The sequence below is a fragment of the Barnesiella viscericola DSM 18177 genome (assembly GCF_000512915.1).
Lineage (GTDB): Bacteria > Bacteroidota > Bacteroidia > Bacteroidales > Barnesiellaceae > Barnesiella > Barnesiella viscericola.
This window is the reverse complement of record NZ_CP007034.1, coordinates 1501055-1520248: the sequence shown is the minus strand read 5'-3', so window position 1 is coordinate 1520248 and position 19194 is coordinate 1501055. Positions and strand designations below refer to the sequence as shown.

General features: G+C 53.8%; 10 protein-coding genes and 1 tRNA gene. 9 read left to right on the top strand and 2 right to left on the bottom strand.

All coding sequences use genetic code 11. The features are described from left to right. Complete coding sequence (locus BARVI_RS06020) at positions 1-4197, bottom strand: acyl-CoA dehydratase activase-related protein (protein WP_025278376.1); 4197 nt, start codon at positions 4195-4197, stop codon at positions 1-3. A gap of 305 nt (positions 4198-4502) precedes the next feature. Between BARVI_RS06020 and BARVI_RS06015 the strand changes: the two genes are divergently transcribed. The 8 genes from BARVI_RS06015 to BARVI_RS05980 all read left to right on the top strand — a co-directional run bounded on the left by BARVI_RS06015 (position 4503) and on the right by BARVI_RS05980 (position 17082). Further along, positions 4503-5183 (top strand): zinc metallopeptidase, encoded by a 681-nt coding sequence (locus tag BARVI_RS06015; protein WP_025278375.1) that lies wholly within the window; start codon positions 4503-4505, stop codon positions 5181-5183. 214 nt (positions 5184-5397) lie between these two features. Further along, the gene (locus tag BARVI_RS06010; protein WP_038534289.1) at positions 5398-5946 is read left to right on the top strand and encodes a DUF3575 domain-containing protein; all 549 of its coding nucleotides are present in this window, start codon (positions 5398-5400) and stop codon (positions 5944-5946) included. A gap of 15 nt (positions 5947-5961) precedes the next feature. Then, positions 5962-7992 (top strand): carboxypeptidase-like regulatory domain-containing protein, encoded by a 2031-nt coding sequence (locus BARVI_RS06005; RefSeq protein ID WP_025278373.1) that lies wholly within the window; start codon positions 5962-5964, stop codon positions 7990-7992. A gap of 18 nt (positions 7993-8010) precedes the next feature. Continuing rightward, positions 8011-11403 carry a hypothetical protein gene (locus BARVI_RS06000; RefSeq protein WP_157232549.1) on the top strand — a complete coding sequence of 1131 codons (3393 nt, stop codon included), beginning with the start codon at positions 8011-8013 and terminating at the stop codon, positions 11401-11403. Positions 11404-11672: 269 nt separating this feature from the next. Continuing rightward, positions 11673-13034 (top strand): histidine--tRNA ligase, encoded by a 1362-nt coding sequence (hisS, locus tag BARVI_RS05995; protein WP_025278371.1) that lies wholly within the window; start codon positions 11673-11675, stop codon positions 13032-13034. Positions 13035-13093: 59 nt separating this feature from the next. Next, on the top strand, positions 13094-15820 hold the full coding sequence (locus tag BARVI_RS05990; RefSeq protein ID WP_025278370.1) for a calcium-translocating P-type ATPase, PMCA-type: 2727 nt from the start codon (positions 13094-13096) through the stop codon (positions 15818-15820). Positions 15821-15919: 99 nt separating this feature from the next. Further along, positions 15920-15993: transfer RNA gene (locus tag BARVI_RS05985), tRNA-Met, on the top strand. Positions 15994-16428: 435 nt separating this feature from the next. Next, on the top strand, positions 16429-17082 hold the full coding sequence (locus BARVI_RS05980) for a DUF4282 domain-containing protein (RefSeq protein WP_025278369.1): 654 nt from the start codon (positions 16429-16431) through the stop codon (positions 17080-17082). Positions 17083-17228: 146 nt separating this feature from the next. Here the strand turns inward: BARVI_RS05980 and BARVI_RS05975 are convergent, their stop codons facing one another. Further along, entirely contained in the window at positions 17229-17885 is a 657-nt protein-coding gene (locus BARVI_RS05975) for a lipocalin-like domain-containing protein (RefSeq protein WP_025278368.1), read from the bottom strand. A 223-nt stretch (positions 17886-18108) separates the two neighbouring features. Here BARVI_RS05975 and BARVI_RS05970 point away from each other — a divergent pair, with 223 nt between their 5' ends. Beyond that, on the top strand, positions 18109-18888 hold the full coding sequence (locus BARVI_RS05970) for an META domain-containing protein (protein ID WP_025278367.1): 780 nt from the start codon (positions 18109-18111) through the stop codon (positions 18886-18888). The last annotated feature ends 306 nt before the right edge of the window (positions 18889-19194 follow it).

The following is a 19194-nucleotide window of genomic DNA, read 5'->3' as shown; positions in this document are numbered from 1 at the left end:
TTAGGCTCTCAAATGATGGGTGAACAGTAATAATCGGTTGGTCACGTTTACGCTGCTTACTCCGCTGTCAAAATCCAAAGATAGTAAATTTAATTCGGGATAGAGCGTGCGCAGCCGTTTTTCAATACCTTTCGATACAATGTGGTTGGCAATGCAGCCGAAGGGTTGAAGCGAAATGACGTTGTGTATCCCTTGTTTCGTAAACTCGATAATCTCGGCCGGGAGCAACCAGCCCTCGCCGAATTGAGCGGCTCCCGATACGATGTTGCGGGTGTTTTCGGCCTCTTCGTAGATGTCGGTAAAGGGGACAAAGTAGCGGAACTCCGAAGCGGCCCGGTTGAACATCGCTATTCGCTTGCCGATGAGCCGGTAGGCCAGCTGTGAGATGAAATGGGGTATGTGCTGTTTCAACAAGAGCATCGACTCCTTGTTGTCGCGGTTGACAAATCCCTGCATGAAAAAGGGCAGCAGCAAGGGGGGAGCCACCTCGATGCCTTGCCCGGTGAGGAAACGGACAACGTGCTGATGGGCAAATGAGTTGAATTTCAGGAATATCTCGCCTACGACTCCTACCCTCGGGCACTCTTTGTCGAGGCATATTCCATTGAAATCCCGGGCTGCTCGATCCGCATACTCCACCAGTTTCGAGGGGGTGTTGTCGAGAATGGGTTTCTCGGCCATGGCCAGATATTGGTCGCGCAGGCGGGCGGCTGCACCCGGTTCGCGCTCGCGCACGACCGAAGCGTGATAGAGTTTCGATAGGGTGTCGGTATAGAGCAAGGCATTGAGGGCGACCGAGATAATTTTGCCCCATTTCAAGTTGAACCCCTCCTGCTCGTTGACCGCTTTCCGACCCAATCCCAGGGTGACAACCGGCACATGGCCGAATCCGGCATCGAGCATGGCCCGTTTGATGAGAGCCAGGTAATTGGTGGCACGGCATTGTCCGCCGGTTTGGGTGATGGCTACGGCAATATGGTCGAGGTCGTATCGACCCGATTGCAGGGCATTGATGATGTCGCCCACGATGAGGGTGGCGGGGTAGCAGACTTCGTTGTTGGCATATTTCAGGCCCGTTTCGGCCGAGGCGGTGTCGCTGGGCGGCAACACTTCGACGTCGTATCCCGACAGTTTGAAGAGGGGAACCAGCATGGGGGTGATGTACTCCGACATGAAGGGGGCTATGATTTTCCGCTTCCGGTCGCTCTTGCGGAATATCCGGGTTGTGCGGAACGCCTCGGTCGTGGCGGGGCGGTTGTTTTGGCGCAGGCTCTCGACCAGCGAACGAACCCGCAGTTTGAGGGAGCCGATGTTGTTCACGTCGTCGATTTTCAGCAGCGTGAAGGGCTTGCCGTTGCGATGCAGAATGTCGCGTATCTCGTCGAGCAGGAAGGCGTCGGGGCCGCACCCGAACGAGGTCATCTGCACGAAATGAATGTCGTTGCCTTGCCGGGCCACCCATTCGGCTGCTTTCAAGATTCGGTTCATGTAGGCCCATTGTTTCACGAGGTAGGTGTCGTGGGTGTCGATGTCGGTATGGTCGCGCACAATGTCGTCCGAGATTACGTTCACTCCCAGATTGACAATCATCTCGGAGAGTTTGTGCTGAATGAGCGGGTCGGTATGGTAGGGGCGTCCGGCCAGCAGAATGATAGGCTCACCCTTCTGACGGCTCTCCCGCACGATGGCTTCGGCTTTTTGTCGAATGTCGAGGGTGTATTGCCGTTGGGACTGCCAGGCCCGTTTTACCGCTTCGTCGGCCAACTCGTGTGAGATGCCCAGCGTGTGGAGATAGCGGGTGCATTGTTTGGTGAGCAGTTCGAGGTTGGCAAACGTGATGGCCGGCGAGTCGACGGGAATGTCGGGCGACATGGCGCTGCGTATCACGTCGGAGTAGCCGGCGACGATAGGGCAGTTGTAGCTGTTCGACATCTTGGCGTCGCTCTCGTGCTCGTAGATGACGTAGGGGAGAAAGATGCGGTCGACCTTTTTTTGTACGAGATTCTGTATGTGGCTGTGTACCAGTTTGGCGGGGAAGCAGATGTTGTCGGACATGACGGTGTTGAGAGCCTTTTCGTAGCTGACGAAATTCGACAGGTCGGAGAGTACTACCCCGATGCCGCAATGGGCGAAAAGGGCATGCCAGAAGGGATAGTTTTCGTACATGTTGAGTACTCGGGGGATACCTACGACCAGGTGTCCTTGGGACGAGGTAGGTCGGTCGAACAGCAACTTGTATTTGTAGGAGTAGAGGTTCTCGCCGGGTCTCTCGCTTTCGCCGCGGTTGGTGAATATCCGTTCGCATTTGTTGCCCGAGTAGAAGGTGTTGCCGTTGGGGAAGGTGTAGCGGCACACGAAGCAGCGGTTCTCGCAGCCGCTGCACTGGATCTGCCGGCTGTCATAACCGGTCGATGCCAGCAGGGTGTCGAGAGACCGGGGTGCAGCCTGTTGTTCCAGGGCTTGCAGGGCACACCCGTAAGCTCCCATCAGTTCGGGGTGGTTACTGCGGACCACCTGCCGGCCGGTTTCCAGTTCGAAGGCTCGCACGACGGCGTCGTTGTGCATGGTGCCGCCTTGTACGACAATAGTCTCGCCCAGCTCTTTGCCGTGTTTCAGTTTTAATACCTTGTAGAGACAGTTCTTCACGACCGAGTAGGAGAGTCCGGCCGCAATGTCGGCAATGGAAGCTCCCTCGCGCAGGACCTGTTTGACTTTCGAGTTCATGAAGACGGTGCAGCGGGTCCCCAGGTCACACGGCCGAGAGGCTGTGCAGGCGGCCTGGGCAAAGTCGGATACCTTGTGCCCCAGTGTGCGGGCAAAGGTCTCGATGAAAGAGCCGCACCCCGACGAGCAGGCTTCGTTCAACTCCATGCGGATAATGGCTCCTTGCTTGACAAAGATAGCTTTCATGTCTTGCCCGCCGATGTCGAGTATAAAGCTCACGTCGGGAGCCATTTGCCTGGCTGCCTTGTAGTGAGCCATGGTTTCAATCATGCTTCCGTCGAGGGCGAATGCCGCTTTGATCAGCTCTTCGCCGTAACCGGTCGAGCAGGAGCCTATGAATGCCAGTTCGGTCTGTCGGGTATCGCACTGTTGTTTGAGTTCGGTGAGCCCCCTGCGCACCGCCTCGATGGGATTGCCCAGGTTGGGGGCGTAGTGGGTGAAGAGAATGGAGCCGTCGGGAGCAGCCACGACGATTTTGGTGGTGGTCGATCCCGAGTCGATGCCGAGGACCGCCTCTTGTCGTCCTGGTTTCAGCGGGAGTACAGGCCAGTTGTAGCGAGCCTTTTCCTCTTTCCATCGGTCATACTCCCGGGGTGAGGAAAAGAGGGGTGGCAGGGAGGCTTTGCGATGAGTGTCGGCCTGTCGTGAAATGGCTTGTGACAGGGCCGGGAGGGTGGTGAGGCGATTCCCATCGGCGCACAAGGCACAGCCCAGAGCCGGCAGCAGATTGCCTCCCGAGGGGAGAATGAAATCGCTTTCGGCAATTTGCAGATAGTCGGCAAAAGTTTTGCGGAGGGCGGGGATAAAGGTGAGCGGCCCCCCGCATAGCAGAATGGGCGGACGGAAGGTCCAGCCTCGTGACAGCGTGACGATTGTCTGCACGGCAACCGCATGGAATATCGAGGCGGCGATGTCGGCAAGGGGTACGTTCCGGCTCACCAGATTCTGGATATCGGTCTTTGAGAATACTCCACAGCGGGCGGCAATGGGGTGTATGTGCTCTGCTTGCAGAGCCAGCCGGTTCAGTTGCTCGATGCTTACGCCCAGCAGAACAGCCATTTGGTCGATAAAGGCTCCGGTACCGCCGGCGCAGTTGCCGTTCATGCGCAAGTCTATGTTCTCGCCCTGGAAGAGTACCACTTTGGCATCTTCGCCGCCGATATCGATCAGGGCCGAGGCCGATGGATAGGTTTCCTGTGCATATCGGGTGGCGGCAACCACCTCCTGCGTAAATCCGGCTTGTAACTGCTCGGCCGTGCCCATGCCCACCGAGCCGGTCACGGCAATGGCAGTCGTGATGTCGCCCAACTGCTTTTTCGCCTCGTCGAAATAGGTGCAGAGCAATTGGTTTACCTGAGCGTTATGACGCTCGTAGCGCGAGAATACTACCTCGCCGTGTGGGTTTAGAATGACCATCTTGGCTGTCGTAGAGCCCACGTCTAATCCGGTTCTGTAATAGTTGGCCGTTTGCATGAGTCGATATGTTGAAGTTAAAAAAATCGGTGTTGTCTACTATGTTTGACACTGTTGTCAAACGCAAATGTAAACAGATATTCTCGAAATTGGAACGGCCTTTAATTTTTTTTAGCTTTTGTCTCTGCGGGTTTGCCGGATATGCTGAATTTCTGTTCGGATATTCCTATTTAACACAATTTGGTTATAACCGCTTGCGCATTAACATATATGATACACGATTTCCTATATATTTGCAACCGTGAAATAGAACACGATACGACTCTTCGCCGTGTGATGTTCGGGTTTAAAAAGGAAAGAAAGAGATGATTTACGTATTATTTATAGTCATTATGTTGGTGAGCTTTGCCGTACAGCGTACGTTGCAAAGCAAGTTTGAGCGTTATTCCAAGGTGCCCGTCCCCTATGGGCTTACGGGGCGCGACATCGCCATGCGCATGTTGCAGGAAAATGGAATCAATGATGTGAAGGTGACCCAGATCGATGGTCGCCTGACCGACCACTACAACCCCTCGACCCACACGGTCAACCTCAGTCGCGAGGTTTACTATGGCAACAGTGTGGCTGCCGCGGCCGTGGCGGCACACGAATGCGGCCATGCCGTGCAACATGCCCGGGCCTACTCGTTCCTGACCCTGCGGTCGGCGCTGGTACCCTTCGTGAGCTTTGCCTCGAACTGGGTACAGTGGATTCTGCTGATAGGTATCTTCACCATACAGGTCTATCCGACCATTATGTTTATCGGCATTATTCTGTTTGCCGCTACTACCCTGTTCAGTTTCATCACCTTGCCGGTTGAGATCAATGCCAGCCAGCGCGCATTGGCTTGGCTCAACCAGTCGGGCGTGACCGATGCCACCACGCACGACCAGGCGCAAGATGCCTTGAAATGGGCGGCTTATACCTATGTAGTTGCAGCTTTGGGCTCACTGGCTACATTGGTGTATTACATTCTTATATTCATGGGAGGGCGTCGAGATAATTAACAGATTGTTGTATATTTTTAACAAATTGTGCGATAGCCGTTGCTGGGGGTCTGGCAACGGTTTTTTTTATATAAAAAGGTAGATAAAAGTAGAACAAGGTTTGGTAAGTATTAGTGTTTTAACTAATTTTGTTCCCGTTTTAGTTCAATAGGGTTAAGATTCTAAGTGCGGAATCTTTTGTGTGATTGGGGATCGGAAACGATCATGTTGAAATATGAAAAAAGTTTTATTCCGTTTCTTGTTGTTGGCAGGTATTTTCCTGAACTTTCAACAAATTGATGCACAACGTGTTGCGTTAAAAAGTAACTTGATAGACTGGGCGACCTTGTCGCCGAATTTGGCGGTGGAGATGCGCCTCAACCAGAAATTGTCTCTCGATATCAGTGCAACGACTCACCCGTTTTCGTTTACGATTGCCGATATGAAGGCTACGCATGTGAGGCTTCAACCGGAGTTGCGCTATTGGTTCAACCGGCCGATGGCCCGCCATTTTGTAGGCGTCGGTCTTTTGGGAGGTCTATACAATGTGAAGTTTAACAAAAATTTTTATGAAGGCGATATTTTTGGAGTTGGGGTCTCGTATGGCTACGTATTCGTGCTAAGCCGACATTGGAATTTGGAAACGACGCTGGGTGTAGGTGTAGCCCGGTTGCGGGCTTTTAAATATCGGGAAGACGAGCAGAAGCCTGATACCCCCAATTGGTACAGGTGGTCGCCGATACCTATCCGGTTGGGTGTCACATTTTCCTATATATTCAAATGATTATAATTCGCAATTATGTTGAGTTTTAATAATAAAATCTACCTGCGTATTCTTGCGGGTATATTGCTTTTGGCGGTCACCTTACCGTTGTCGGCCCGTGAAATTAATGTGCGGGGAACGGTAACCAATCTCGATGACGAACCTTTGTATCGGGTGAGCATCTACAATGCGGCTACCAACAAGCTGGTTGGGGTTACCAACGAAGATGGAAAATATCTGGTGAAAATTGATTCGGAGGGCACCTTGCTCTTCTCGTCGCTGGGCTATGAAGAGAAGCAGGTGGCCGTGCGGGGTGAGTTGACTGTCAATGTCGAGCTCGAACCCTCGGCCGTTGCGCTGCAAGAAGTTGTGGTCTCGGCCAAGCGTATTACCGATAATGTGGTGCCCGAGCCTACCGATATCGAGGTGAAGGGTAACTACTTTCACATCAAGACCCGCGTGAAGATTCCCAAAGAACTCTTTTCGACCGATGCCCGCATGATTATCCAGCCGGGTATCTATAACGTGACACGGGGAAAGATGATCTTTCTCAGCCCGCTTGTCTTTGACGGGCAGGAGTATGCCATCACGCAGGAGCGCATGTATGACTACGATGTGAAGCAGGACCCGCTGGCCCAATATGTGAAAATCAAGGCTTCCTCGTCGCGGAAGGACGATTTGGTAGGATATAACGACTCGACTTATGTCGAGAATCCCAACGACGATTTCCGTTGCGACATGATGGTGGCCATGGAGAATTACAACCGGGTGCTGTATCGTGATACCTTTGTGATTGCCCGGGGGGTAGTCAACCCGTTGCGTTTCTTGAAATATGAGATACCCGGCAGTGCTGTGAAAGACGAGAGTTTCTTCCCGCAGCCCGAGATGCAGTTGCGCGATACGAAGGGAGATGTGAATCTGACCTTCCCGGTAAACAAAAGCCAATTGAATCTCAACGACGGAAACAATCGGGAAGAGATGAATCAACTGATAGCGCGATTGCGGGCGGTCGAGAATGACCCCAATGCCCGGTTGAAGAGCTTCTCGATTGCCGGAACGGCTTCGCCGGAAGGTAATTATGCAAAAAACGAGCAGTTGGCCCAACAGCGTATGTCGTCGGCCATGGAGCTTGTGTTGCAGGAGTTGAACGAGTCGACTCGCCGCCAACTCGAAATAGGCACGAATGCCTCGGTTGAGACCTGGGATCGGGTGGTAGCTCTGCTGCGTGCCGATGGAAAGAGTCAAGAGGCCGATGCTATACAGGCTGTTATCGACAAATATCCCGACGACCCCAATCGTCAGTCGCGCGGTGTCGTAGCGCTACCTTTTTACCGGCCGTTGATTACCGAGCAATATTTGCCGCAATTGCGTCGGGTAAGCTACGAACTGTTGTTTTCGCAATACCGTTACCTCACCGACGACGAAATCAAAGAACTCTATCGGGAGAACAGTGGAGACCTCACTCGAAACGAGTTCTGGCGGTTGTACAATATGGCCGATTCGACGGCCGAGCGTGAGGCTATCTGCCGACGGGCCTTGGAGGTTTATCCCAAGTTCCTGGTTGCTGCAACCGACCTGGCCGCGATGCTTATCGAGCAGGGTAAGCCCGATGCCGAATTGCTTGTACCGTATCTCGGCATGAAAGAGATACCCGATGAAACACGCCTCAATCAGGTAATTGCCTGGCTGTCGGTAAGGAAATTTGTTCAGGCCGATTCGCTGGCCGCCGAGCTGCCCGATACGGGAGCCTATCATAAAGCCAAGGTTTACTCGGCCGCATTGAACGGCCGTTATGAAGAGGTGATACAGGAGATTTCGGCCGAGTCGCCCTTTAACGAGGTGCTCATGTTATTGGCTATTAAGGCCAACGACCAGGCTTGGGAAAAGGCCAAACTGTTGGGTAATTCGGCTCGCGAAAATTATATCAAGGCCGTGGCGGCCAATCGTGTCGACGAAGTGGTGTTGGCGCTTTCCTATCTGGAAAGTGCATTCAAAAAAGACCCGTCGTTGCGTGATATAGCCAGCATCGATGGTGATGTACTGGATTTGTTGCAGGAAGACGAATGAGAGGAATAAGGTATGAAGATGAAATATAGTATGAGCGGTTTTGTAAAAGGGATTCGATGTGCAGGACTTGCGATAATACTGTGTACCGGAAGTGTGGCTGCACAGGAGTCGAGTCAGACCTCCGAACCCAAGCAAGAACAAAAAGAGGAAACCCAGTTCAACGGATTGGATTATATGTTGCAGAAACCGGCCAAGAATGAGCGGTTTGCCCGAAAGAAGTTTGGCGATCACCTTTTCGTTTCGGGCGAAGCCGGACTGATTATGGATCGTTCGGCCGGCTCGCTGTTTGCTACGCCCGGTTTGGGCCTTCGTTCAGGCTTGTTGGTAGGTGACTGGTTCACCCCGGTTCACGGTATACGATTGGGCCTGAATGCCGGTCTGCATAACGGCCTTGGCGGTAGTAATCCATATTTTGTAGGATTTTCGGCCGACTATCTGATGAATCTCACCTCGTTGTTGCACAAGGATAATCCGGCTCGTATGTTCGAGCTGATTGGTGTAGCCGGTGGCGAATATCAGTTGTTGTATCGGCAAGGAAACTGGACGCATGCGGGCGGTTTCCGGCTGGGTATGCAGACCCGCTTCAATTTCTCGCCGCTGACTTTCTTCTACCTTGAACCCCGGGTGGGTATCTACACCGATGGAATAGACGGGATAAAAACCTGGATGCGTTACGATTGGGAGGCTTCGCTCATGGCCGGTTTCGGTTATCGGTTGCTCTCGGCTCCGACGCGTCGGCACGAACCCTTCTGGGGAGCCGGTCAAGGCCTGTTCATTTCGGCGGCAGGGGGGCTGGCCTCTACCTTGACGAGTGCTTCGAATCTTCTGCTCGATCCGGGAGCTATGGTCATGGTCTCGTTAGGCGATCAGTTTACGCCGGTTTCGTCGTTGCGATTGTCGGGATTGGTACGCTATTTGAAAACCGGACAAGCCTATGACAAGTCTTCATTCGGAGTACAACTCGATTATTTGTTTAACATGCACGCTTTGTTTGGGGGATATGATCCCGGAAGGTTGTTCGAGATGTCGGGCGTGGTGGGTGCCGGTTACCACTCGGTAGCGGTCAACGACCACCTGAATACCCGATGGAGCGTGGGTGCCGGATTGCATGGCGAGTTTCGTCTTAATGATCACTGGGGCTTGTTCTTGGAGCCTCGTGTAGATGTATTTACCAATGGAGCATGGGCCGATGTACTGAGTGCTGTCGATCCCATTCCGTCGCTGTTGGCCGGTTTCACCTATCGGCCGGTAGCTCCTTCGCTCGACCGTTCGTCAATAACGGGTGATGAGTTTGACTGGCCCCGGGGTATCGGTGACCTCTACCTGACCTTGGGTGGCGGATTTGCCGGGGTAATGAAATCGTCGCTCTCCGAGCCCATACCCAATAAGGGCTATCGCCTGTTTGGCGGTTTGGGCACCTGGTGGAATCCTGTTTCGGGGGCCCGTCTGTTGCTCAATGGGTCGTCGATTAATGCACCCTATTCAACACATCACACCTGGGCCGTGGGAGGGCAACTCGATTATCTGCTCAACTTCTCGAACCTCTTTATGGGGTATGATCGCGAGCGCCTCTTCTCGCTGAGCGGTGTGGCCGGTCTCAACTATGACTATGTGTCGTCAGAAGGGTACTTCCAGCACACCTTGGGTGCCGGGGTGGGCTTGCAAGGCTCGTTCCGGATTAACGATATGTTCGATGTCTTTATCGAACCTCGATTGAATGTAGCGCAAAACAACCGCTGGGAGCACTCCCTGTTCTCTTCTGTCGACATGGTGCCGACTATTACGGCGGGTCTCTCCTATCATCTCTATGGATATGGTCGGACTCATGGTACCATGGAGAAGGCCGAGGAGTTCCGCAACGAGAATTTTATCGACCATCTGTTTTATGGTATAGGGGTAGGGGCTGCCGGTATTCTGCATCACGACTTGTTCAGCCGACCGCTCGACCGTATGGGCCCCACCGGTACTTTTTATTTGGGTAAATGGTTTACGGCGGCATCGGGACTTCGGCTCTCGGGGGCAGGTGGTGTGTATGGCGACTCTGAGCCCGGCTATCGCAAATTCGGACTTGTTCAACTCGACTATCTGTGGAATATCAATTCGACGTTGTATGGCTACAATCCGTCGCGCATCTTCGAGGCCAACGTGGGTGTGGGAGCCGTGCTCTCTTATGCAACCAGCAATCACCCCGGGTGGTATCCCGGTGCGGGAGTGAGCTTGCAGGGCCTGTGGAATGTCGGTTCGGGTGTAGGCCTGTTCATCGAGCCGCAGGTACGCGTTTTCGGTAAGAACTACTCGCGCGAGAGCTATGCCGGTATGCCGGTCGATCTGCTCACATCGGTCAATGTGGGTATTCAGTATCGACTCAACCAATATGATTATCGGGCCAATCATGCCGCTTACGACGAATCGGACAAATATTTCCTGTCGCTGGCCTACACGGGCCGGTGGCTGCGAGGGCTGGTTAACGGTTTCACGGGAGGATATGGTGCTGCCCTCTCGTTTGGCAAATGGTACACCCCGCTTTCGGCATGGCGGGTAGGAGTTGATTATGGTTATTATGATCAAGATCCTCAATACATGGCCTTGGCTTTTTCGGCCGACTATCTGTTCAACCTGTCGGCCTTCACGGCCGGTTATAACCCCAATCGCATCTTCGACGTCATTGTGCTGGGTGGTATCTATGGCGGAGCCGGTAACTATGAGAAGAAAAACGAGTTTGTCTATGGAGCGCGTGCCGGTATGCAGGGCCGATTCAATGTATCGTCGGATATAGACCTCTTTGTTGAGCCGCAAATCGTAGCCTCGCACATACCGCACAGCTACAACAATTTCGATCCCGAAGCTCGTGTATTGATAGGCCTTAACTATAAGTTGGGCGGGAAATCCGCAGCCGTAGGCAGCCGGGCTCCCGAGAAACGCAATTTCTTCTCGTTGTCGGTGGGTCCGTCGCTGTTTAGCGAAACAATCATGATGTCTCAATATCGCAAGGTTTCGGTAGGCACCGACCTCTCCTTCGGGCATTGGTTCACTGGAGCGTCGGGTGTATCGGTAGGATTGGGTTACGACTTTATCGCCCCCCACTCGTCCCGCACGCTCAATGTGGGCACGCTCCATGCCGACTATCTGCTCAACTTTACCTCGCTGCTCGATTCCGATCCCGACCGTCGTTTCCACCTGATTGGGTCGGTAGGTACCGGTCTGGGTTGGAGCAACTACAACAGCGAAGGCGGTGTGGGCTGGGTGGCCCGCGGCGGTGTACAGTTGCTCTGGAATGTGTCGCCATCGTTCGATTTTTATGTAGAACCATCGATGACCCTGTGGGACGACAAGCTGTATGACGGTGTACTCAATACCCACCACTTCATAGGGGTAGGGCGCGTTTCGCTGGGTACGGCCTATCGCTTCTGATATGACCCGAAACAAGATATAAGCGAGGCGTCGAGTCTGAGTTCCCGGACTCGACGCCTCTGTTTTTTTGATAGCCTTTGACCGGGGAAGAACGAACCGTCAACTATCTGCCGGCAAATGCGCACTATCTCACATTTTTCTCTTATCTTTGCGTGCAAAAGCCCGAGCCGTAACGGGTTGGCTCTGCTATAATGGGAGGCCAGGCCAGGAGGCCGGGGTGTAGATGAATGCGGGGAATTTCCCGTGACAATAATAAAATTGATGGAAATATGATGGCAAAACCTTCCATACCCAAGGGTACGCGCGATTTCTCGGTCGACGAGATGGCCAAGCGCAATTACATATTCGACACGATCAAACAAGTTTTCGCCCTCTATGGGTTCCGGCAAATCGAGACTCCGGCCATGGAGACCTTGCAGACCCTCATGGGCAAGTATGGCGAAGAGGGTGACAAACTGCTGTTCAAGGTGCTCAATTCGGGCGATTTCCTGTCCGACGTGACCGAGGCCGACCTGGCTGAGAGGAATCTCAACCGGCTGGCTGCCCGCTTGTGCGAGAAGGGTCTGCGCTATGACCTCACGGTGCCCTTCGCCCGCTTTGTGGTGATGCACCGCAACGAACTCACCTTCCCCTTCAAGCGTTATCAGATACAGCCCGTGTGGCGGGCCGACCGTCCGCAGAAGGGGCGTTACCGCGAGTTCTACCAGTGCGATGCCGATGTGGTGGGTTCCGACTCGCTGCTGAACGAGGTGGAACTTATCGAGATGATCGACGAGGTGTTTTCCCGTCTGGGCATACGGGTAGCCATCAAACTGAACAACCGCAAGATACTGAGCGGTATTGCCGAGTGGATAGGGGCTCCCGAGAAAATTGTCGACATTACCGTCGCCATCGACAAGCTCGACAAGATAGGTCTCGACAAGGTGAATGCCGAGTTGCTCGAGAAGGGACTGCCCGAGGAGGCTGTGGCCCGTTTGCAGCCCATCATTCAGTTGCAGGGCAGCAACGAGGAGAAGTTGCAGGTGTTGCGTCGCGAACTGGCCGGTTCGGAGACGGGTGTCAAAGGCATCGACGAGTTGAAGTATATTTTGCAGAAGCTCTCGGCCTCGCCCTTGCGCTCGACGCTCGAAATCGATTTGACTCTGGCCCGTGGCCTCAACTACTATACCGGCGCCATACTCGAAGTCAAGGCGCTCGACGTGCAGATAGGCAGCATCACGGGTGGCGGCCGTTACGACAACCTCACGGGCGTGTTCGGTCTGCCGGGTGTGTCGGGGGTAGGTATCTCGTTCGGAGCCGACCGCATCTTCGACGTGCTCAATCAGCTCGACCTCTATCCCAAGGAGTCGATGCAGTCGACCCAGGTGATGTTTGTCAACTTTGGCGAGAACGAGAGTCAGGCTTGTCTGGGACATCTGTCGCGGTTGCGGGCTGCCGATATACGGGCCGAAATCTATCCCGAGGCTGCCAAGATGAAGAAGCAGATGAGCTATGCCGACTCCATCGGGACCCAATATGTGGCTCTGGTAGGCGAGACCGAGATGGCTGCCGGCAAGATTGCACTGAAAAATATGACGACCGGCGAGCAGTCGTCGCTCACCATCGACGAGGTGATAGCCCTTTTCGTTTGATGGGTGGGGACTCCCGGAAGCAAAGAATAGCATAATAAAACGATAGACTGATAGAATCAATGAGCTCTAAATTGGAATACCCCGGCCTGAGCGACGCTGAGGTGCGGGCAAGTAGGGAGAAATATGGCGAGAACGTGTTGACACCGCCCGCCCGGACTCCCATGTGGAAACTTTTTCTGGAGAAATTCTCCGATCCCATTATCCGTATCCTTCTGGTGGCGCTGCTGCTCTCAATAGCGGTAGCCGTCTATCACGTGGCAACGGGCGAGGCCGGCATGTCGGCCCTGTTCGAGCCGGCGGGTATAGCCCTGGCCATTTTGCTGGCCACGGTGGTGGGCTTCCTCTTCGAGATGAGTGCCGCCCGCAAGTTCGATATTCTCAACCAGGTGAACGACGATCAGCCCGTGAAGGTGGTACGTGACGGTCATATCCTCGAAATTCCCAAACGCGACGTGGTGGTGGGCGATATCGTGATGCTCAACGCCGGCGACGAGATTCCGGCCGACGGTGTTCTGCTGAGTGCCGTCTCGGTACAGGTCAACGAGTCGTCGCTCACGGGTGAACCGATGGCCACCAAGACGACGGTCGAGGCCGACTTTGACAAGGAGGCGACCTATCCCTCGAACGCGGTGATGAACGGCTCGACCATGCTGGGCGGTTATGGCGTGATGCGGGTGACGCAGGTAGGCGATGCCACCGAGTATGGCAAGGTCTATACCGGCTCGCAGATTGAAAACAATACCCAGACTCCGCTCGACAAGCAACTCAATACGCTGGCATCGTTTATCACGAAGGCCAGCTATGTCATTGCGGCAATCATTCTGATAGCCCGCACGGCCATCTACCTCTCCGACCACCCGGTGCTCGACTGGCTCAGCTTCGGCAGCTATCTGCTCTCGACGGCCATGATTGCCGTGACCGTGATTGTGGTAGCCGTCCCCGAGGGGTTGCCCATGAGTGTCACCCTCAGTCTGGCCATGAGCATGAAGCGCATGTTGGCCAACAACAACCTGGTGCGCAAGATGCACGCCTGCGAAACGATGGGCGCGGCCACGGTAATCTGTACCGACAAGACGGGTACGCTCACACAGAATCAGATGCGGGTCAGCGAGGCCGACTTTGCCTATGCACCCGACTCGAATACGAAGGAAATTATCTACGAAGGCATTGCCGCCAACTCGACGGCTCACCTCGACGAGGGGGCCAACGGCGTGATGAAGGTGCTGGGCAATCCCACCGAGGGAGCCTTGCTGTTGTGGCTGGCCGACCAGGGTGTCGACTACGCCGCGTTGCGCAACCAGGCGCATGTGGTGGAGCAGCTCACCTTCTCGACCGAGCGCAAATATATGGCTACGGTGGTCGACTCGCCGCTGCTCAAACATCGGGTAGTCTATGTGAAAGGGGCTCCCGAGTATGTGATGAACTTCTGCTCCCAACAGATAACCGCGCAGGGACTTGTGCCGATGGAGAGCAGCCGTCCCGCCGTGGAGGCAAAACTGTTGCAATACCAGAATCAGGCCATGCGCACCCTGGGCTTTGCCTATGCGCTGGTGGGCGATGACGAGCCCTATTTCGTGGCCGGGCATCTGGCCCCCCATATCCGCCTCACCTTCCTGGGTGTGACTGCCATTGCCGACCCCGTGCGCAAGGAGGTGCCCGAAGCCGTGGCCGAGTGCTTGCAGGCCGGAATCCAGGTGAAGATTGTTACGGGCGATACCCCGGCGACGGCTCGCGAAATTGCCCGCCAGATTTCGTTGTGGAAGCCCGAGGACGGCGACCGCAACATCATTACCGGTCCCGAGTTTGCCAATCTCGACGACAAGACCCTGCTGGAACGTATCCCCGACCTGAAAGTCATTGCCCGGGCTCGCCCCATGGACAAGGAGCGGCTGGTGAAACTCTTGCAGTCGCAAGACGAGGTGGTGGCGGTGACCGGCGACGGTACCAACGACGCACCGGCACTCAATGCCGCGCAGGTGGGACTCTCGATGGGCGACGGCACATCGGTGGCCAAGGAGGCCAGCGACATCACCATCATCGACAACTCGTTCGGCAGCATCACCAAAGCTGTGCTGTGGGGACGTTCGCTCTATCGCAATATCCAGAAGTTCATACTCTTCCAGATGACCATCAACGTGGCTGCCTGTCTCATTGTCCTCATCGGGGCATTCCTGGGTACCGAGTCGCCTCTCACCGTCACGCAGATGTTGTGGGTGAACCTCATTATGGATACCTTTGCCGCCCTGGCCTTGGCTTCGTTGCCGCCCGACGAGCGGGTAATGCGCGACAAGCCCCGCCACCTGAACGACAACATCGTGACCCGTGCCATGGGCAAGGGCATCATCGGTACCGGCATCGCCTTTGTGTTGCTGTTGTTCGGCCTGTTGCAATACTTCAAGCACGTCGACGTCACCTCGATAGCCCAGTTCGACCTGCGGCTCTTCTTTGCCAATTTCTTCAATTTCACGCCCGTACACGAAGGTCTCACGCGATATGAACTCACCCTCTTCTTCTCCATCTTCGTATTCCTGCAATTCTGGAATATGTTCAATGCCAAGGCCTTTGGCAATGTGCAGTCGGCATTCAGCCGGTTGAACACCTGCAAAGGCTTCCTGTGGGTGACCCTCATTATCCTGGCCGGGCAGATACTCATCGTGAGTTTGGGCGGTTCGCTCTTCAGCGTGACCCCGTTGAAGCCCATGGATTGGGTCTATATCTTTGCCGCCACCTCGATTGTTTTGTGGATAGGCGAGATTTATCGACTTATTCGCCGGCTTGTGGCATAAATTGTTGATAAAAAATGCGTCGATTTGTTGCGTAGTCCAAAATAATCGTTTATCTTTGCACCGCATTTGACAAGCGGTCAATGCAAAAATAAACATGATGGCGAGATAGCTCAGTTGGTTAGAGCGCATGATTCATAATCATGAGGTCCCGGGATCATACCCCGGTCTCGCTACAAAGAGAGCTTCAGGAGACTGGAGCTCTCTTTGTATGGGGTCATTCCGCACATGATGCGGAATCCAGGGAATATCCGCAAAGGAAAATACCCGCAAGAGTCACTTGGCTGGGCCCCGCATCGAGGTGCGGGGTGACATGATGCGCATTGCGTGCATGGGAGACACACCCATCATTCCACGCCCCCGACGCGGTATTCAGAGAAATATCGGTAGGGGAGTATAAAAAAAGTTACATATTTTTATCTAAGTTAAAATAGATTTACTATATTTGAAGTGCAGGGGAGGGAACTGTCTGGCAATGTTAAAGGGGAACATGGGCTCTTTTTGTTTGTCGTTATGTTTATCTTTCTGTCTAACAAAGGGTATGTAAAAATAAAAGGCCTCTTTTTGCATGCTTTATGGAATAAAGGCCTTCATCTAAACTTCTTTTTATCATGAAAGACAAGTTATTTGCTTTTTTCGAGCCGTTATGGCAGTTTATCGACAACGGGTCGTTTTATCGTGAGCCCTTCCGTTGGTTGTATGTAGCTATTGCTGTCCTGAATTTGCTGTTCCCGTTGGTGGCCATCTTTGGGGCAATAGGCAGTGGTGTCTTCGAGTATATACCGGGGAAGGTTATTTTTGCCCTCATTTTGATATTTATTCTCATGATAGCCTTGGGCATTATGAGCTTTGTGCTCTGGATAAACAGGCAGAAAAAATTGAAAGAGCTGCTTTGTGAGGATAACGAGTTTGTCGCCATTCCCATGGTGTCGCATTTTATTCAGACCGTAGGCGAGTGGTTGGGCTTCTACATCGGCTTGTTTGGCTGTGTGGCATCGCTGCTGTTCCTGCTGTTTGGCGGCAGTGAGATGATGAACCAGTTGGGCGGAGCCAGCCTGTTGCCGTGGGGCACGGGTGTCGTGATGATAATCATGTACCCGATTATCGGCTTCCTCATTGTCGTTTCGGGCCGTCTGTTGGCCGAGTTGTACCGGGCCATGGCCTCGATTGCCAATAGTGCGAAGCGCATCTCGAATCGGGTGGCCGATGCCGCTCCGGCCGAGAGCGAGGCACCCGCAGAGGCTTCTCCCGCCGGTGAAGAATAACCTCTTTTAAGGATAAAGAAAAGAGCGGCAGGACTCCGTACGGGGGCCTGCCGCTGCTTGTATGCGGAGAAGGGGAGAAGGGGGGGAGGTTCTCCCGGTCGTTTTCTCTTGAGTCTGTTCAAGGGTGAGTTGGCCGGGGAGTCGGGTCAAGGCATGGGGGATACCTCGATTACCTCTTTTACCCGATAGACACCGTCGTATTCGGCGGCAAATCCTTCGGCCGATTTCCCGGCGTCGACCACTCGCAGCGAGGCTTTCACGGCGGTGTAGGGTTTTGCCTTCTCGCCGACGGCCTTTTCGTACAGAGGCTTCAGGGAATCGGTTTCGTCGATAATCCAGTATTCGGCCGTATCGCCGTCGGCAATAAACGAGCGCACCTCGTGCCCGATGATCAATCGCCCGTTCACCGTGAAGGAGAGCGGGGTCGCCGGTTGTATAAGAGTGGCCGGTATCGAACTTTGCGGACGGGCAAGGCTCATCACATAGTCGCCCTTTTTCAATACGAGGCTGTCGGCCGTGAGTTTGCCGATTTCGAACGTATCGGCAAAGGCGATGGTCTGGTGGTTGCCGATGCTTTCGCCCGAGAGGATAAGCCGGTCGCCCTCCCGACTCCACTGTTCGTATTGGAGGGTTGCCATGTTGATCGATGATGCTTCGCCGTTTTCTTTCAGGTCGATACCCTGTATGGCATCGGGGTTACCCGGTATCGGTTCGATCCATTGTCCCGTCAAGGAGGCTTTGTTCTGACAGGCCGAGGCCAGAATAGCAATAGCTGTCAAGGCCGTGAACATTTTTGTTTTCATTGTTGAAAAGTGTTTTAGGTTTATGGTACTTTCTGCAAAGCTATGAATAAAAAGGAATTTTGGTATCCCGATACCCCGGGAGAAAAGAAAGAATATACAAATGCGAGACGGTTTTAAGACAATTTAATGTATCGTAGCGCAGTATTGGCCTTTATTTTTGTTTTATCTTTATACGAGAAATTCGTGTAGAAAATATAGAATAGAAACTAAAACAAAAAGAACTATGAAAATGAAGTGTTTATATGTGGCTGTGGCTGCTGCCGTGCTTTCGTTGGCTGCGTGCCGCTCCTCAAAAGATGCCGTGTCGGTAAACGATCTCGACGGCGAATGGAATGTAGTGGAGATTCAAGGCCAGGCCGTGCAGGCCGAGTCGCAACCCTTTATCGGGTTTGATGCCCAAGACGGACGGGTATACGGTTATACCGGTTGCAACCGGCTGATGGGTGCTTTGACCCTCTCGAAACCCAATAAAATCGAATTGGGGCAGATGGCCTCTACCCTCATGGCTTGTCCCGATATGGAGACCGAGCGGCTCATGCTCAATGCGTTGGCCTCGGTGAAAAGCCTCAAGTGCTCGGGTAAGACGTTGGTGCTGTATGGAGCGGACAAAGAGCCGGTGATGCTGTTGCAGAAGCGTTTCGAAGTCGTGCCCCTATCGAGCCTGAAAGGCGACTGGCGTGTGGTGAGCCTCTACGGAGCCGCTTTGCCCGAAGGCATGGAAACCGTGCCAGCACTCAACTTCGACGTGACAGCCAATCGGGTAACCGGCAATTCGGGTTGTAACCGGCTTTCGGGTGCGATTAACCACGACGGGGCCGACGAGAACTCCATCTCGTTTGGCAACGTGGCCTCTACCCGTATGGCCTGCCCCGACATGGATACCGAGAATCAGGTACTCTCGGCCCTCAACAGCGTGCGTTCCTACGGTCTGCTCGACAACGGCCGTCTGGCACTCATGAGCGAGGGTGGCACGATTGTGCTCGAGTTGGAACGGAGCAAATAAACTTTCGTAACGATATAATTGCATACACGAAGGGCTGTCTTTCCCGAGGGGGGAAGGACGGCCCTTCGGCTTTTTGGGAGATGGGAGAGTACGGATTTTGGTGGCATGTTTTGTGGGCAATGGACGAAAACATTTTTCTTAAAATATTGGATAAGTAACTATGTAGAGTATTAGTTGTATCTACAGTTTCGGTATAGGAAGTCACCCCGCACTTGATGCGGGGTCCAGTTACGGAACTCTTTCAGGTATTCCTGGATTCCGCGTCGTGGCGTGGAATGACGCGGTAAATCACGGAGAGGAGTGGTG

Excerpts from the sequence above, each read along its gene's own strand:
- BARVI_RS05970 (WP_025278367.1), top strand. The coding sequence starts at position 18,109 with ATGAAAATGAAGTGTTTATATGTGGCTGTGGCTGCTGCCGTGCTTTCG.
- BARVI_RS06010 (WP_038534289.1), top strand. The coding sequence starts at position 5,398 with ATGAAAAAAGTTTTATTCCGTTTCTTGTTGTTGGCAGGTATTTTCCTG.
- BARVI_RS05980 (WP_025278369.1), top strand. The coding sequence starts at position 16,429 with ATGAAAGACAAGTTATTTGCTTTTTTCGAGCCGTTATGGCAGTTTATC.
- BARVI_RS06020 (WP_025278376.1), bottom strand. The coding sequence starts at position 4,197 with ATGCAAACGGCCAACTATTACAGAACCGGATTAGACGTGGGCTCTACG.
- BARVI_RS06005 (WP_025278373.1), top strand. The coding sequence starts at position 5,962 with ATGTTGAGTTTTAATAATAAAATCTACCTGCGTATTCTTGCGGGTATA.
- BARVI_RS05990 (WP_025278370.1), top strand. The coding sequence starts at position 13,094 with ATGAGCTCTAAATTGGAATACCCCGGCCTGAGCGACGCTGAGGTGCGG.
- BARVI_RS05975 (WP_025278368.1), bottom strand. The coding sequence starts at position 17,885 with ATGAAAACAAAAATGTTCACGGCCTTGACAGCTATTGCTATTCTGGCC.
- BARVI_RS06015 (WP_025278375.1), top strand. The coding sequence starts at position 4,503 with ATGATTTACGTATTATTTATAGTCATTATGTTGGTGAGCTTTGCCGTA.
- hisS (WP_025278371.1), top strand. The coding sequence starts at position 11,673 with ATGATGGCAAAACCTTCCATACCCAAGGGTACGCGCGATTTCTCGGTC.
- BARVI_RS06000 (WP_157232549.1), top strand. The coding sequence starts at position 8,011 with ATGAAATATAGTATGAGCGGTTTTGTAAAAGGGATTCGATGTGCAGGA.